Here is a 14,876-nt window from a genome sequence, read left to right on the forward strand (position 1 = left end):
GCCGCACAGGTCATACCGAAGAGTGTCGCCGCAGGTGCGGAAGGCGGCGGTGGAGCAGGTCGTCGCGCTGACCGACAAACTGCGCAGCGAGTCGGAGGCCTGCCGGGTCGTCGCCGAACAGATCGGCGTGCACACCAATTCGGTGCGCAACTGGGTGCGTGCCGCGGAGGGGCCCAGCCTGGAACGGATGGACGCGGTGGCCCTGCGCCGCAAAGTGGCGCTGCTGCAACAACAATTGGCGGCCGCGGCGGAGATGAACCGCACCCTGGTGGAAACCCTGAACGAAACCCGCCGCGCGACATGACGGGTGCGCGGTGAACGCGAAAACCCTCACCGCCCTCGTCCTCGGCGGTGTCGTCTCTCTGATCACCCTCGTGGTGGTGATCGTGTTGCCCTCCTCGGAGGACCCGTGCGCCGATCAGCCGACCGCGCCCGGTTCCGGCCTGCCGGACACCTCCGGCGCTCCGTGGGCAGCGGGGGCGCCGGAGTCGGGCTCCACCACACCGACCGCCACGACGGACCCGCGCGGCTCCACCTCCGCCTCCACCAGTGCCGCCGATATCCCTGCGGCACAGGCGAATCCGAGTGCGACCGGCGCGCCGTCGCTGGCGGCGGGGATCGCGCCGATCCGGCGCACCTGGCCGCTGCCGGGCGGATCCTTCACGGTGTCGGACACCTTCGGCGCGCGTGGAGGCACCCATCTCGGTGTGGATCTGGCCGCACCGGACGGCACCCCGGAGTACTCGGTGGCGGACGGCGTCGTCGTCGCCGCCGGTCCCGCCTCCGGCTTCGGCAACTGGATCGTGATCGACTCCGTCGACGTCAACGGCCGTCCCTTCTCCGCCGTCTACGGCCACGAATGGGCGAGCGGGGTGAAGGTGCGGGTCGGGCAGCGGGTGCGGGCCGGTGAGGAGATCGGCGCGGTCGGGTCGGCGGGCGAATCCTCCGGTCCGCATCTGCATTTCGAGATCGTGCCCGGCGGGCGCCTGACCGGCGGGCGTCAGATCGATCCGCTGCCGTGGCTCGACGGCGCGCTGACACCCAACGCCGGTGGCGCCTTCCCGTATTCGACGAACCCGCTGTGCAGCCGCGGATTCGGCAGTGCCGGTGGTGCGCTCGCCAACGGCAAGGTGCCGCCGGAACTCGAAATCTGGTATCGCCGTGCGGGTTCGCTGTGCCCCGAGATCAGCGCCTCGGTGCTGGCCGCGCAGGGCCGTCAGGAATCCGGATTCCAGCGCGGGCTCACCTCGCCCGCCGGCGCCGAGGGACTGGCTCAATTCCTGCCCACCACAGCGCGGGCCACCGATCCCGACGACGGGCGGCCGTATCTGCTCGACGCGGACGGCAACGGGCAGGCCAGCCTGTGGGACGACGGCGACGCGATCATCGCCCAGGGGCGCTATATGTGTTCGATCGCCCATCAGGTCGAGCGGTGGATCGGCGAGGGCAAGGTGCACGGTGATGTGGTGCCGCTGTCGCTGGCCGCCTACAACGCCGGCGAGGGTGCGGTCCTCGCCTCGGGCGGGATGCCCAATCAGGTGGCCGCGCACTTCTCCGAAACCCGGCCCTACGTCACGAATATCCTCGCCATGGAGGCGCAGTACCGGGCGCCGGGATCGATGGGCCGATTCCAGCCCGGTCACGGTTCGGCGGGGGCCGATATCCTCGCCGCGGCCCAGCAGTGGATGGGCACCCCGTACGTGTGGGGCGGCGGTGGCCCGCAGGGGCCGACCGGCGGTGGACTGGACGGCCCCGGCCTGACCTCGGCCGCGGTGTTCGCGGCGTCCTCGGGCGCGAAGACGTTGCCGCAGACCGCCGAACAACAGTGGGAGGCGGGGGTCGAGGTGCCGATGCGCAACGCGCAGCAGGGCGATCTGGTGTTCTCCCGCTTCGGGGTGCGCGGGCCGGCCGAGGTCGGCATCTACGCCGGCAACGGCCGGATGATCCGTTCCACCGACCCTTCGGGCGTGAGCGAAGCGCCCGTGCCCGGCGACGCGCGGTTACGGAGGGTGTTGTGACGGTACGACGATCGGGACACGCCGGGATCGCCGGATCGCCGGGAGTCGCCCGGCACCGACCGGGACCGATAATCTGGAGACAGCGTCCGGAGTTCCGGGCGCCGGGCCGCCGACCTACGGGACGGGCCTTCTACGCGAACCTGGTGGTGATGCTGGTGGTGAGCGTCGCACTGCTGTCCGGCTGCGCGGGCGGGTCCGAACGAGCCGAACCACCGGCGGCCACCTCGACTCCGCGTCAGCTCGAGGCCGCCCCGGCACCGGATCCCGGCACTCCCGACGGCGTCGCCGTCGCCGCGCTGCGCGAGATCTTCACCTGGTATCCGGCCACCGAGACGCAGAGCGCCTCGCTCGCCCGGGCTCGGAAGTGGCTGGGCCCCAGCCTGCTTCGCACACTCGACGCACCGCCGGGCGAGGAGACTCCGAAACCGACGCTGCGCTGGGCCGAATGGGGACGTTCGGGTGTGCGCGTGGAAGCGTTCACCTTCGCATCCGGCGAACAGGCCCCGGGCAACGGCGATTCGGACCACCAGCAGTTCAAGATCGGTATCGAGCAGACCGCCGTGCACGCCGACGGTACCCGCGAGACGCTACCCCCCGCGACGGTGATCGCCACCGTCGTCCGCACCCCCGACGGCTGGCGGCTCGACGGATTCCGTTGAGCCGCAGCCACATACTCGGTCATTCCAGGAGGCGAGATGGCGAAGAAGGTGAAGGACCCGGCCGATCCGGGCCCGGACCTCGCGCTGTATCTGATCTACATCGGTTTCGCGGTGGTCGGCACCCTCTGGGGCGCACTGCATCTGGGCAACAAGCTGTCGACGGTGCCCCAGGACGTGCCGATCAATCCGATCGCCTGCATCGCGAAGATCGCGCGGGGACAACTGACGTGGCCGACCGCCTCCACGGTGATCGTGCTGCTCGTCGTGCTCGTCGTCGTCGGCATCGTGTTCGTGCGGCGCGAGATGAAGAAGCGCCGCAGCCGCGGAAAACTGCCCGTCGACGACAAGGCCCAGTACATGGGGAGCGGCGGGGCGATCGCGGCACTCACCGAGGCCGGGGTGCGGGACAAGGCCCGGCAGCTGGGCGTGCGGCTCGGCTACGAGGATTCGCCCGGCGTGCCGATCGGTGTCGGGGTGGTCGACGGTGTGATGCTGTTCGGCTCGTACGAGGATTTGCATCTCGACATCTGGGGCCCCCGCCAGGGTAAGACCACCGCGCGGGTCATTCCGGCGATCCTGTCGGCCATCGGCCCGGTGCTGGTGACGTCCAACAAACGCGATGTGGTCGATGCGACCCGAGATGTGCGTGAGAGCAAGGGGTCTCGCACGTTCGTCTTCGACCCACAGGGCGTCGCGGGCGAACAGCCGACCTGGTACTGGGATCCGCTGTCGTGGGTGGACGCCCGTCGCGAGGGATGTGAGATGCGTGCGGCCCGACTGGCCGGCCATTTCGCCGACGCCGACGATGGTGCCGATGGAACCACCGACAGCTATTTCGACCCGGAGGCGGAAGATCTGCTGGCAGGGTTGTTCCTGGCTGCCGCTGTGGCGGGCCGGCCGATCACTCAGGTGTGGGAGTGGGTGACCAACCCGAACGACATCGAACCCGTTCAAGTGTTGCGTGGTGCCAGCCACCACTTCTCGGCCGCGGGCCTCGCTCAACAATACAATGCCGAATCTCGCACAAAAGATGGCGTTTTCGGCACTGCGAAGAAGATGGTTCGCTGTCTAAAACTGTCGAATGTGCACCAGTGGGTCACCCCGGGGGATCGCTACCAATTCGATGAATGGGATTTCCTGGATCGGAATTCCACCCTCTACTGCCTGTCACTGGAAGGGCGCGGCTCAGCTGGTCCTCTGGTGAGTGCCCTGACCGAGGCGGTCGTCGATGTCGCGATGCGGAAGGCGACCACCCAGCACCTAGGGCGGCTCTCCATTCCGCTGCTCGCGGTGCTCGACGAGGCGGCCAACATCGTGCGCTGGAAGGATCTGCCGAAGCAGTACAGCCACTTCGGTTCTCGCGGCATCGTCGTGATGACCGTTCTGCAATCCTGGGCGCAGGGCGTGCGGTGCTGGGGTCAGGCCGGTATGGAGGCGCTGTGGGCGGCGGCCAATATCAAGGTCCTCGGCCCCGGCGTCGACGACATGACATTCCTGGCGGCCCGTTCGGAGGCGATCGGCGACTACGACTCCATCTCGTCGTCGGTCTCGGAATCCAAAGGCGGCAAGAGTTATTCGCGTTCGCTGGGCTCCTCGCGGACCCTCAACGCGAATGCGCTGGCAACACTGCCACGCGGGCGGGCCGTGGTGTTCTCCTCGGGTGCTCCCGCGGTGCTCGTACGCACCGTGCCGTGGTGGGAAGGGGAGTACGCTGCCGAGGTGCGCAAGTCGATCGAACAGCATGATCCGCAGCGTCGCACCACGATGAGCGACCTCGTGGGTGAGCGGACCGTCCTCGACGGCGGATCGATGCCCGGTGAGCCGCCCGCGACCTACGGAGAGCCCGAGGAGGTTCGCCCGCTGTGAACGACCAGCCCGAGGAGATGATCTACTCGAATGTGGTCGAGTTCGTGGAGAACTTCCTGAGCCTCGTCTATCGACGCCAGGTCACCGACCTCACCGATACGGTGTGGTGCCCGGAGTGGTGGAAACATGCCGAGGCGGCCATGCGGCTCGAAGCACTGTGGCGCGCTTGGGAATATCTGCGCCAAGACGGCCAGACCGGAATGAGTGTCTGGTTCCTCGAGCATGCCGACCCCCATATGAACAAGCTGTTCGATCCGCGCGGGCCGTTCAAGTACTGCAGTGTGCGCAATGGCCACAAGGACATGCTCAGCCCGCTCCCGCTTACCCCGCCCCAGCGCGGCATGTTCGGTGAGCCCAGCGCGGCCGATCCCAACAAAGGCTGATTCGCCGGCCCGGGCCGCTCTGCTGGCTGTCGCGAAAATGACGGTGCCGCCACCCCGGAACGGGTAGCGGCATCGTTGTGAGCGAGTTCGTCAGCGGTTGCGTTCGCGGCCGCGTTCGCGTTCGCGCATCCGCTCGTCGTGTTCACGCGCGCGGGTGACCCGCGGCGGTTCCTCCGGCCGGGTGCGGACCGCGGCCTGCGGCGGCTGCGCCTGACTGACGTCCATGAGCATGCGCACGGCCGCCAATTCCGGCGCCACCCCGACGCGGGACAGATGGGCGGCCAAGGCCTGGCGCCGCTCCGGGGAGTCGTAGCGGGTCAGTTCGCGTTCACGCGCCTTCTGCCGCTCGGCGGTGCGGGCGCCGCGCGCCACCCGGGAATGTTCCAGGCGGTCCTTCTCCAGCGAGATACCGCGTTCCAGGGCGGGCCGCTCGAGCATCCGGGCCAATTCCAGGTTGCGCGGATCCTTCGCCTTGGCCTCGCGAGCCTCGCGCAGCAACCGCTCCCGGGTCTCCTTGACCCGCTCCTGGGTGACCTTCACGCGCGCTTCGGCTTCTCGCTGACCACGTTCGCGGGTGCGCAGTGCGACCAGTGTCGCAAGCTGCAACATTTGCCTCATCAAAGCCGCTGTCTCGCGGCCGATGTCGTCGAGTTCCTCGGCCATTGCCTGCTCCCCGATGCTGCAGTTGTCTCTGTGGACGATTGTGGTGCTTCGTATCGGACTCCGCCACACGAACGGTCGATCCGTGGTGACGGCGCCCCACCTTCAGCGCTGTCCGTTCTATGAGGTTACCAGCGCGAAGCAGGGCAGCCTAACCCCGGATCCGGTCCATCGCAGGCGGATCCGGGCCCGCGCCGGGATCAGCTCAGCTGCATCGTCTTCACCGAGACCGGCTGCTTCGGCGCGCCGTCGCCGGTCGCCGGGTCCTCGACGCCGTCCTTGGCGATGGCGTCGAGGGTCTTCAGTCCGGCCTCGTCGACGGTGCCGAAGATGGTGTACTGCGGCGGCAGCTGGGAATCGCCGTAGACGAGGAAGAACTGGCTGCCGTTGGTGTCGGGGCCGCTGTTGGCCATCGCCACCACACCACGCTTGTACTGCACCGGAACCCGCTGGGCGTTGGGGTCGCCGGGCGCGAATTGGTCGGTCGGGTACTCGTTGGGGAAGGCATAACCCGGCCCGCCGTTGCCCTGACCGCTCGGATCACCGCACTGCAGCACCTTCAGTCCCTCGCCGGTGGTCAGGCGGTGGCAGGGGGTGCCGTCGTAGAACTTCTGCTGTACCAGGCTGACGAAACTGTTGACCGTGCAGGGCGATTCACCGGCGTTGAGCGAAATGCCGATCGGCCCCCGATTGGTGTCGACGGCGACCTTAGGCGAGTCCGCGGTCGAGACCTCGGTCTGCTCGGGCTTGTGCACCGGCTTGGCGGCCTGGCCGGCATCGGTGTAGGCGCAGCTCACCGTCGCGGTCTTGGGCTTGGCCTCCGGCGGGGGAGCGGCCTGTGGGGTGGACGAGAGCGAGGCGTCGGGGGTCTTGGCCGCGGCGTTCGCGGTGTCGTCGCCGCGGGTCAGGTAGTAGATCCCGACGCCGGCCGCGACGACCACGACCACACCGAGCGCCGATCCGGCGATCGCCAGCTGCTTACGCTTGCGCGCACGCTGCGCCTGTCGCTCCAGTCGGCGTTCCAGCTTGCGCTTGGCCGCCGCTCGTCGCTGTTCGTTGGTCGGCACTACCCGGTCCTCCCGTGTCGGTTGCGTATCGGCATAAGAGTGTGCCATCACTTCCTGAGACGACCCCTAACTTCCCCGGATCGTTCCGTACAATCGCGCCGCTCGGCCTCGTGCTGGGTGAACCGGTTGGACTTGCCGCATCCGGGTGGGGGAAACTGGACCATTGTGACCAAGACCAGCAGCTTCACCGCCCCGAAAGGGATTCCGGATTATGTGCCGCCCACCTCGGCGGAGTTCGTCGCCGTACGGGACGGGCTCGTGCACGCCGCGCGACTGGCCGGATATGGACATGTGGAGTTGCCGATCTTCGAGGACACCGCGCTGTTCGCGCGCGGTGTGGGCGAATCGACCGATGTGGTCACCAAGGAGATGTACACCTTCGCCGACCGCGGTGAGCGCAGTGTGACCCTGCGGCCGGAAGGCACGGCCGGGGTCATGCGGGCGGTAATCGAACACGGCCTCGACCGCGGTCAGCTGCCGGTCAAACTGTGCTATTCCGGCCCGTTCTTCCGCTACGAGCGGCCTCAGGCCGGACGGTACCGGCAGTTGCAGCAGGTGGGCGTGGAAGCGATCGGCGTCGACGATCCGGCGCTGGACGCCGAGGTGATCGCCATCGCCGACGCGGGCTTCCGGTCGCTGGGGCTCGAGGGCTTCCGGCTCGAGATCACCTCGCTCGGCGACGAGACCTGCCGGCCTCAGTATCGCGAACTTCTCCAGGAATTCCTGTTCGCCCTGCCGCTGGACGAGGAGACCCGCCGCCGCGCCGAGATCAACCCGCTGCGGGTGCTCGACGACAAGCGCAAGGAGGTCCGCGCCCTCACCGCCGAGGCGCCGCTGATGCTCGACCACCTCTCCGACTCCGCGAAGGCGCACTTCGAGCAGGTGCTGGGCCACCTGGACGCGCTCGGCGTGCCGTATGTGGTCAACCCGCGCATGGTGCGCGGCCTGGACTACTACACCAAGACCACGTTCGAATTCGTGCACGACGGTCTGGGCGCGCAGTCGGGTATCGGCGGCGGTGGGCGCTACGACGGGCTGATGGCGGAACTGGGCGGCCAGCCGCTGTCCGGGATCGGGTTCGGACTCGGTGTCGACCGCACCATGCTGGCGTTGCAGGCCGAGGGTAAGGCCGCGGGCGAACCCGCGCGGGTCGATGTGTTCGGGGTGCCGCTCGGGGAGGCGGCGATGGCCCGGCTGGTGGTGCTCGCGGCCGACCTGCGCGCGGCCGGGATCCGGGTCGACCTGGCCTACGGCGGGCGCGGCGTGAAGGGCGCGATGAAGGCCGCCGACCGGTCCGGTGCGGCGTTCGCCCTGGTCCTCGGCGACCGGGACCTGGCCGACGAACAGGTGGGCTTGAAGGATCTCGGCTCCGGTGAGCAGCGCCAGATCCCGCTCGCCGAGGTGGTGGCGCAGGTGTCGGCGGCGCTGGGCGCGCAGCGGTAGTACGGTCCGAGCATGTCTGGGAAACCGTGGCGCGCATCGCTTTCCGGCTGGCGCCCCGTCCGGTGCGGCGTGTGTGGATGAGCGCGGCCTCGTGAACGACGCGAATTCCGCGGCGCGGCAGCCGGTCGGCCTCGACCTCATCGCACCGGAGCTGTACGCGCCGATGCTGCGGCGGCTGGCGCTGGGTGCGATCGGTGCGGGTGTCGTCGTCGGCGTGGTGGTCGGGCTGGTCGTGAGCTGGCCGGCCGGTGTCGTGGTCGGCGCGGTGCTCGGCGCGCCGACCGCGATCTACGCGCTGGCGGTGCGCCGACGGCGAATGTGGTTGTCGGGCACCGTGATCGAGGCTCGGACGCTGGTGGGGCGACGGCGGCTCGACGTCGCCGCGGCGACGGGTGTCGAGGTGCTCGTGTATCCGGGACGGCTGAGCCGGATCGCGCTGCGGATCACCGCCGGCGGCCGGACCCAGACTGTGCCGCTGGCCATGTACACCGACGCCGGCAGCGGACGTGAACTGCACATCCTGGGATTGCGGAAGCTCGCCGACGCGCTCTCCTCCACCGAGTTGGCCGCCGCTCTGGCGCTGTCCGGATTGCTGGTCGGGCAGTTGCGGGCCGAGGCTCGGGACGCCGGATTGGAAGAGCGGCCGTTGTATCGAGCGGTGCAGCTGGTGCGCGCGCGCGATATCGTGCAGCCGGTGCGGCTGAGCGACAGCGATATCGCGACGCTGAGCCGCGACATCACCTCCTGATCGCCGTTCGGTATGAATCGGACATAGCTCGACGCTTGGGGAGCCGTGCGAACGATATGTGGTCACGGTTTCGTAACGGGGGCGCTAATGGGGATGGAAGCACGTTTCGGCATTCGTCCCGGTGGGCAACCCTTCGGCTTACTTCGTCGACCGTGAATCTGGGCGTCTGGCCAGGTCTGTGACCACACCGGTATCCCGCAACCCCTGGTTTGACGCCTTTCATGTCTGGAAATACTGAGGCGCGCAGCGAACACTGAGAGTCGCAAGTCTTTTTCACGATCGGAGTAGTTCGAAAACGAAGGGTTCGCCATGCATACCATCAAATTCCGCAAAGCAGCCGCGGTTGCCGCCATCGCAGTGGCCCTCGGTGCTGTCGTAGCCCCCGCCGCGTCTGCCGCGACCCCATCGGGTACCTCTCCGACGGCGAGCGACATCGACGGTTCCGTCGCGATCTGCTTCCCCTTGGGCAGTGTCGTCTGGTGCATCTGAGCTGTCGCGAGAAGGGGTGCCGCCGGAGGGGTGGCACCCCTTCCGTGTGTGCAGGTGGCGGGCGAGCTCGCCGGACGGGTTGTCGAAAACGGTTGCGGGACGGTAGGGATCCGCTCTAGCTGTCTGGTTGCTCACGGTGATGGGTTTCGGCCGGTGAGGGTCGTTAGGGTGAAGATCGAAGCCGACCGTCGAGTTCTCGTGAACAAGGAGTTGTCGTGAGCAATGCCACCCGCACGCCCGTGACCGTCACGGTCACCGGAGCCGCCGGTCAGATCGCCTACGGGTTGCTGTTCCGCATCGCCTCCGGCGCCATGCTCGGCCCGCAGACGCCGGTGCGGCTGCGGTTGCTCGAGATTCCGGCGGCGGTCGGCGCCGTCGAGGGGGTGGCGATGGAGCTCGAGGACGGCGCCTTCCCGCTGCTCGATTCGATCGATATCAGCGACGATCCGTGGGTGGGATTCGACGGCGCCTCGGTCGCCGTCCTGGTCGGCGCCCGCCCGCGCACCGCGGGGATGGAGCGTTCGGATCTGCTGGCGGCCAACGGGCCGATCTTCACCGATCAGGGCGCGGCGATCAATGCCAGTGCGGCCGACGACGTGAAGGTGCTGGTGGTCGGAAATCCGGCCAACACCAACGCCTTCATCGCGATGAGCAACGCACCCGACGTCCCGGCCGCGCGCTTCACCGCGTTGACCCGGCTCGACCACAACCGGGCCATCGCCCAGCTCGCCGCGTGCAGTGGCGCCCCGGCCGCCTCGATCACGCGAATGACGGTGTGGGGCAACCACTCCGCGACGCAGTATCCGGATATCAGCCACACACTGATCGGCGGGCAACCGGCCGATCGCGTGGTCGACGATCCGGCCTGGGTGCGCGAGAGCTTCATTCCCACCGTCCAGCAGCGCGGTACGGCGATCATCGCCGCGCGCGGGGCGTCCTCGGCGGCCAGTGCGGCGAGTGCGGCCATCGACCACATTCACGATTGGGTGCTCGGCACGCCGTCCGGTGACTGGGTGTCGATGGCGGTGCCCTCCGACGGCTCCTACGGGGTGCCGGAGGGACTCATCAGTTCGTTCCCCGTGACGTGCGCCGGCGGCGAGTACTCGATCGTGCCGGATCTCGAGATCGACGAATTCTCGCGCGAGCGTATCGATCTCAGCGTTGCCGAGCTGGCGGCCGAGCGCGAGGCGGTGATCGATCTCGGCTTCGCCAAGCGCGGCTGAGCCGATCGACCGCTCGCGCCGCCGATCACACCTTGGCGATGACCTTCTCCGCGTACTTCTCCAGATGCGCGATCTTGTCCGCGAGCGGCTCGGTGTCGTCGCCGGCGACGTAGGGGTAGCGGAAGCCGACGATCACGTCGGTGACGCCCTTGTCCTCGAGCCGCTTGATGCCGTCGGTGGTGTAGGCGTCCAGCGACGCCGCGTGGATCTCGAACGGCGTGGACGCGTCACGCTCGGAACGCAATTCGTTCAGCCGGGCGAGCATGCGGTCGAGATCCTCCGGATCGCCACCGGCATGCATCCAGCCGTCGCACAGGCGCACGGCGCGCCGCAACGCGGCATCGCTGTGGCCGCCGACCAGGATCGGCAGCGGTTCGGTGGCGCCCGGAGTGATCTTGATCTTCGGGATGTCGTAGAACTCGCCGTGGTATTCGAAGTACTCGCCCCGCGAGAGGCCGCGCACGATTTCGATGCATTCGTCCATGCGCTTGCCGCGCCGCTCGAACGGCACGCCCATGATCTGGAAGTCCTCGGGCCACGGGCTGATGCCGACCCCCAGGGAGAAGCGATTGCCGCTGAGGTAGGCGAGCGAGGCGGCCTGTTTGGCCACCAGCACCGGCGGCCGGATCGGCAGTTTCACCACGAAGGGCGTGAACCGCAGCCTGGTGGTCACCGCCGCCAGCGCGGCGGAGAGGATGAACGCCTCGATGAACGGTTTGCCGTCGAGGAATTCCCGGTTGCCGTCGGGGGTGTACGGGTAGGTCGAATCCGACTCCGCGGGATAGGCGACGCTGTCGGCGATGGTCATACTGTGGAATCCGGCCGCCTCGGCGGCCTGTGCCAGCGGTACGTAGTGCGCCGGATCGGTCATCGCCTCCGCGTAGGTGAAACGCATCGGTGGTCCTCTCGGGTGTTGCCGATATGAAACTAGAACAGATTCTAGTTGTGTTGGCGATCCTAGTGGGATAGGCAGTGCGTTGTCCCGAGTTCGGCCACTGATCGGGCTAGTGAACCTGTTCTAAGTACGGCTCCCGACGAGGAATGGCCCGGACCGTACGGTCCGGGCCACCCCGGGTGATGATTCGGCCGACGCGCCGCGGCGATCAGAGCTGGTCGTTCTCGTAGTCGCTGATGAGCTCGTCGGAATGGGTCTGGCCGATGACCTCGGGCGCGGTCTCTCCCAGCGGGCCGGTGAGGTCGGTGTTGCCGGTGAGGCTCTGGTAGTTCTGCACCGTGCGGCCGCGCTCGTCGTCGGAGTTGCGCTGCCCGGCGGCCGGTGTGCCGCCGCCCATGAAACCCGAACCGGGCGTTCCCTGGCCGGGCATACCGGGCATGCCCGGACCGAACGGCATCCCGGGGATTCCCGGCCGGGCGCCCGGAACCGAGGAGCCCAGGCCCGGTTTGGCCGCTGCGCCGCCACCGGACGCGGTGCCGCCGAGCCCGCCCATGAGACCGCTCAGCCCGCCGCCGGCACCACTGCCGCTCATCGAACCCGGGTGCGCGCCGTTACCGCCGAAGGCGCTGGCATGCGTCGAAGCCCCGGGCAGGCCGGAACCGTTCAGGTCACCGAGACCGGCGGCCTGGGTGTCCGCGCCGCCGCCCGACAGCAGATTCTGGGCCTGCTCCACGATCGGCTGCCCGACGTTCTGCGCGACCGCCTGAGCGGCATCGGCCGCCTGCGGCGCGTACTGGCCCGCGAGCTGGTTGACCACATTCGCCAATTGGCCGGTGTAGCCGCCCAATTCGCCTCGGGTGGCGTTGACGATCGTGACCGCCTGGCCGAGATATTCGGTGGCCGTGGCGATCAGCGTGGCCTGTCCGGGCGGAGTCAGGGCAACCGGCGCTAGCGCGGTGGCCTGGGTCGCGAACGACTGGGCGACCTGAGTGAGCTGGACGTTGCCGCGCTGCACCACCGCCGCTGCCTCGTCGGTGAGTTTCGAGATGTCGAAGCCGCGCTGGCTGGCGTCCTCACCGTGCGCCTGGACCTGTTGGCCCGCCGCCTGGGCACTACTGGCCGACTGGCCCTGCCAGACCTGCTCGACCGATTTCATCGCGCCCATGCCGATCTGCATGGCGCTCTGGATGACCTGCGAGGACTGGCTGAGCAGATCGGCCGGATTCAGGGCCCCCATCACGCCGGTGCCGAAACTCGACAGCAGGTCGAGGAACGGTTTGAACAGCACGTCGATCCCCGGCAGCGCGGGCAGGGCCATACCGTTCATCAGCGCGGCCACCGGATCGGCGGGCATGGGCGGCAGATTCGCCGGCAATGCCGCGGCGACCGGGGCGGCGGCCTGCTGGACCGCGCCGGCGGCACCGTCGAGTGCGGCCGGCGCCTGGTTCAGCGCGGCCTGGGCCCCGTCGAGCACGTGCTGTGCGCCGGGCACTGCGCCGAGTGCTCCGGCGGCCTGATGCAGCGCCTCGTGGCCCGCTCCGAGCAGCGGCGACGCGGCGTCGCCCAGCACACCGGTATGGGCGTCGCCGGCATCGGGGGTGCCGGAACCTCCGCCGGGCAGGTGCGGAGCACCGATCCCGTGGGAACCGTTGTCCTCGAACTCTTTCCGTGCGGTGGTGAAGGCCGGCGCCGATGCGGGCGGCGTATCCGGCGGCAGCTGCGGCAGCGGGATATCGGTGATCGGGCCCTGCTGTGCGGCCGAGGCCAGCATGGGGTCCGGGGTGGATACCGGTGCGGCGGGCGCGATCGGTGAGGTGTCGGCGGCGGGTGCGGCCGGGGCGGCGATGACGCCGGAGTCGGTACCGGAACCGATGGTGTGCACCGATCAGCCTCCGATCGCGTTACCGATGGCGCCCAGGGCGCCGGCGGCGGCTCCGTCGTTGTCGCCGAGGATCGCGACGGTGCCGAATGCGGACTGCCCCAAGTGATTACATTTGGCCGACAGGTCGTTGACATCGCTGCAATGCAGTACCTGCGCGGCGGCGAACATCGCCAGATAGTCGGCGCCGATGAGCCCGAAAACGGGCGTCATCGCGGCTACATGCGTCGCGGTGTCCATATCGGCCGCTCCCGCGATTTCGGTTCCGATGCTCTGATGTGCCGCCCCGAACGCGCTGATCGCGCTCTGGTCGGCGGTGAGATCGCTCATCGAACTGCCCCCCAATCATCGTGGTCAACTGAATTGTCAACGTCGAACAAGCCTCGCGACCGGGCGTCGACCGGAGGCTGGGCTGGGCTCAATATAACCGACCCGGCCGACGCGATTCGAGTCCGACAAACTAGAACATGTTGCAAATTAGAACGGGTTCTATATTCTCGTCGCATGAAGGTCGCAGTCACCGGCGCAGCCGGCTTCCTTGGCACGAATCTGCTCCACCAGCTGGTGGAGCGCGGTCACGAGGTGACCGCCATCGACCGGGTTCGGCCCTCCGGCGCAACGGATCCGAGTGTGACCTGGGTGAGCGGCGACGTGCTGGATCCGGCGTCGATGCGTTCGGCACTGGCCGGGGCCGAGGTGGTCTACCACCTCGTCGCCGTGATCACCCTCGCGCATCGCAACGATCTGGCCTGGCGGGTGAACACCGAGGGAGTGCGGGTGGTGGCTGAAGCGGCACTCGCGGTCGGCGCCCGGCGCATGGTGCACGCGAGTTCGATCCACGCGTTCGACCAGTACACCTGCGGCGGCCGCATCGACGAGAACGCGCCGCGCTCGGTCGATCCGGGGTTGCCGGTCTACGACCGCTCCAAATTCCAGGGCGAGGTCGAATTGCGCGCGGTCGTCGACCAGGGTCTCGACGCCGTGATCTGCAATCCGACCGGTGTCTACGGCCCGGTCGATCACTCCGACTCCCGGATCAACACGACGCTGTGGGACGCCGCGCGCGGCCGGGTGCCGGTGATGATCGGCGGCGGATTCGATCTGGTCGACGTGCGTGATGTCGCCACCGGCCTGATTCTCGCGGGCGAGCGCGGGCGTACCGGCGAGAACTATCTGCTCTCGGGCGCGATGGTGACGATGCTCGAGGTCACCCAGCTCGCCGCCCAGGTCAACGGGAAGCGGGGCCCGCGCTTCGCGATTCCGGCCAAGGTGATCTCCGGTGCGCTGCCCGTGCTGGAACCGATCGGGAAGATGCTGGGCAGCGATCGGGTGTCGCGGGCGGCGATGGGTGCGTTGCTGTCGGCTCCCGTGATCGACGGAAGCAAGGCGCGGACCGAACTCGGATACCTGCCCCGGCCGACCGAGGAAACCGTGCGTGACCTGGTGGCTTTCTATAAGGGTGAGTCCGTGCGCACGGTCGCGAGCAGTATGGCCTGAGATCGTTCCGGGGCCGGCGCCGCGGCGCGCGCGGGGTGCGTCCGCGGCG

At 68.6% G+C, this 14,876-nt stretch carries 14 protein-coding genes; 9 read left to right on the forward strand and 5 right to left on the reverse strand.

Translation table 11 applies throughout. The annotated features are described in order from the left end of the window. Window positions 1–34 precede the first annotated feature (34 nt). The 5 genes from NE2_RS06525 to NE2_RS06545 all read left to right on the forward strand — a co-directional run bounded on the left by NE2_RS06525 (window position 35) and on the right by NE2_RS06545 (window position 4,926). A complete protein-coding gene (locus NE2_RS06525; protein ID WP_227463133.1) occupies window positions 35–304 on the forward strand; it encodes a transposase in 270 nt (89 codons plus the stop codon). Window positions 305–314: 10 nt separating this feature from the next. Further along, entirely contained in the window at window positions 315–2,018 is a 1,704-nt protein-coding gene (locus NE2_RS06530) for a peptidoglycan DD-metalloendopeptidase family protein (RefSeq protein WP_063024788.1), read from the forward strand. A 149-nt stretch (window positions 2,019–2,167) separates the two neighbouring features. Beyond that, entirely contained in the window at window positions 2,168–2,677 is a 510-nt protein-coding gene (locus tag NE2_RS06535; RefSeq protein WP_084493862.1) for a hypothetical protein, read from the forward strand. 36 nt (window positions 2,678–2,713) lie between these two features. Continuing rightward, the gene (locus NE2_RS06540) at window positions 2,714–4,543 is read left to right on the forward strand and encodes a type IV secretory system conjugative DNA transfer family protein (protein WP_063024792.1); all 1,830 of its coding nucleotides are present in this window, start codon (window positions 2,714–2,716) and stop codon (window positions 4,541–4,543) included. Next, window positions 4,540–4,926 carry a DUF4913 domain-containing protein gene (locus tag NE2_RS06545; RefSeq protein ID WP_233429694.1) on the forward strand — a complete coding sequence of 129 codons (387 nt, stop codon included), beginning with the start codon at window positions 4,540–4,542 and terminating at the stop codon, window positions 4,924–4,926. Before NE2_RS06540 ends, NE2_RS06545 begins: the two co-directional genes overlap by 4 nt. A gap of 90 nt (window positions 4,927–5,016) precedes the next feature. Here the strand turns inward: NE2_RS06545 and NE2_RS06550 are convergent, their stop codons facing one another. Next, entirely contained in the window at window positions 5,017–5,589 is a 573-nt protein-coding gene (locus NE2_RS06550) for a hypothetical protein (protein ID WP_063024794.1), read from the reverse strand. Window positions 5,590–5,786: 197 nt separating this feature from the next. Continuing rightward, the gene (locus tag NE2_RS06555; protein WP_063024796.1) at window positions 5,787–6,653 is read right to left on the reverse strand and encodes a peptidylprolyl isomerase; all 867 of its coding nucleotides are present in this window, start codon (window positions 6,651–6,653) and stop codon (window positions 5,787–5,789) included. A gap of 165 nt (window positions 6,654–6,818) precedes the next feature. Here NE2_RS06555 and hisS point away from each other — a divergent pair, with 165 nt between their 5' ends. The 3 genes from hisS to NE2_RS06575 all read left to right on the forward strand — a co-directional run bounded on the left by hisS (window position 6,819) and on the right by NE2_RS06575 (window position 10,556). Further along, entirely contained in the window at window positions 6,819–8,096 is a 1,278-nt protein-coding gene (hisS, locus tag NE2_RS06560) for a histidine--tRNA ligase (RefSeq protein ID WP_063019262.1), read from the forward strand. 91 nt (window positions 8,097–8,187) lie between these two features. After that, entirely contained in the window at window positions 8,188–8,844 is a 657-nt protein-coding gene (locus NE2_RS06565; RefSeq protein WP_063025018.1) for a hypothetical protein, read from the forward strand. Window positions 8,845–9,548: 704 nt separating this feature from the next. Next, complete coding sequence (locus NE2_RS06575; RefSeq protein WP_063024800.1) at window positions 9,549–10,556, forward strand: malate dehydrogenase; 1,008 nt, start codon at window positions 9,549–9,551, stop codon at window positions 10,554–10,556. 25 nt (window positions 10,557–10,581) lie between these two features. Here NE2_RS06575 and NE2_RS06580 read toward each other — a convergent pair whose 3' ends face one another. From NE2_RS06580 to NE2_RS06590, 3 genes are all read right to left on the reverse strand, one after another. Continuing rightward, window positions 10,582–11,451, reverse strand: a complete 870-nt coding sequence (locus NE2_RS06580; RefSeq protein WP_063024802.1) for a TIGR03619 family F420-dependent LLM class oxidoreductase — start codon at window positions 11,449–11,451, stop codon at window positions 10,582–10,584. A 208-nt stretch (window positions 11,452–11,659) separates the two neighbouring features. After that, entirely contained in the window at window positions 11,660–13,333 is a 1,674-nt protein-coding gene (locus NE2_RS37425; RefSeq protein ID WP_106958470.1) for a hypothetical protein, read from the reverse strand. A gap of 3 nt (window positions 13,334–13,336) precedes the next feature. Beyond that, window positions 13,337–13,660: a type VII secretion target gene (locus NE2_RS06590; protein ID WP_063024804.1), complete on the reverse strand. Its 324-nt coding sequence runs from the start codon at window positions 13,658–13,660 to the stop codon at window positions 13,337–13,339. Window positions 13,661–13,834: 174 nt separating this feature from the next. Between NE2_RS06590 and NE2_RS06595 the strand changes: the two genes are divergently transcribed. Beyond that, window positions 13,835–14,827 (forward strand): NAD-dependent epimerase/dehydratase family protein, encoded by a 993-nt coding sequence (locus NE2_RS06595; protein WP_063024807.1) that lies wholly within the window; start codon window positions 13,835–13,837, stop codon window positions 14,825–14,827. Window positions 14,828–14,876 lie beyond the last annotated feature (49 nt).

This window comes from Nocardia elegans NBRC 108235 (assembly GCF_001612845.1).
Taxonomy (GTDB): Bacteria; Actinomycetota; Actinomycetes; order Mycobacteriales; family Mycobacteriaceae; genus Nocardia; species Nocardia nova.

What these genes read in the sequence shown, in the direction of transcription:
- NE2_RS06550 (WP_063024794.1), bottom strand. Translation starts at nt 5,589, where the DNA reads ATGGCCGAGGAACTCGACGACATCGGCCGCGAGACAGCGGCTTTGATG.
- NE2_RS06580 (WP_063024802.1), bottom strand. Translation starts at nt 11,451, where the DNA reads ATGCGTTTCACCTACGCGGAGGCGATGACCGATCCGGCGCACTACGTA.
- NE2_RS06540 (WP_063024792.1), top strand. Translation starts at nt 2,714, where the DNA reads ATGGCGAAGAAGGTGAAGGACCCGGCCGATCCGGGCCCGGACCTCGCG.
- NE2_RS06595 (WP_063024807.1), top strand. Translation starts at nt 13,835, where the DNA reads ATGAAGGTCGCAGTCACCGGCGCAGCCGGCTTCCTTGGCACGAATCTG.
- NE2_RS06535 (WP_084493862.1), top strand. Translation starts at nt 2,168, where the DNA reads ATGCTGGTGGTGAGCGTCGCACTGCTGTCCGGCTGCGCGGGCGGGTCC.
- NE2_RS06590 (WP_063024804.1), bottom strand. Translation starts at nt 13,660, where the DNA reads ATGAGCGATCTCACCGCCGACCAGAGCGCGATCAGCGCGTTCGGGGCG.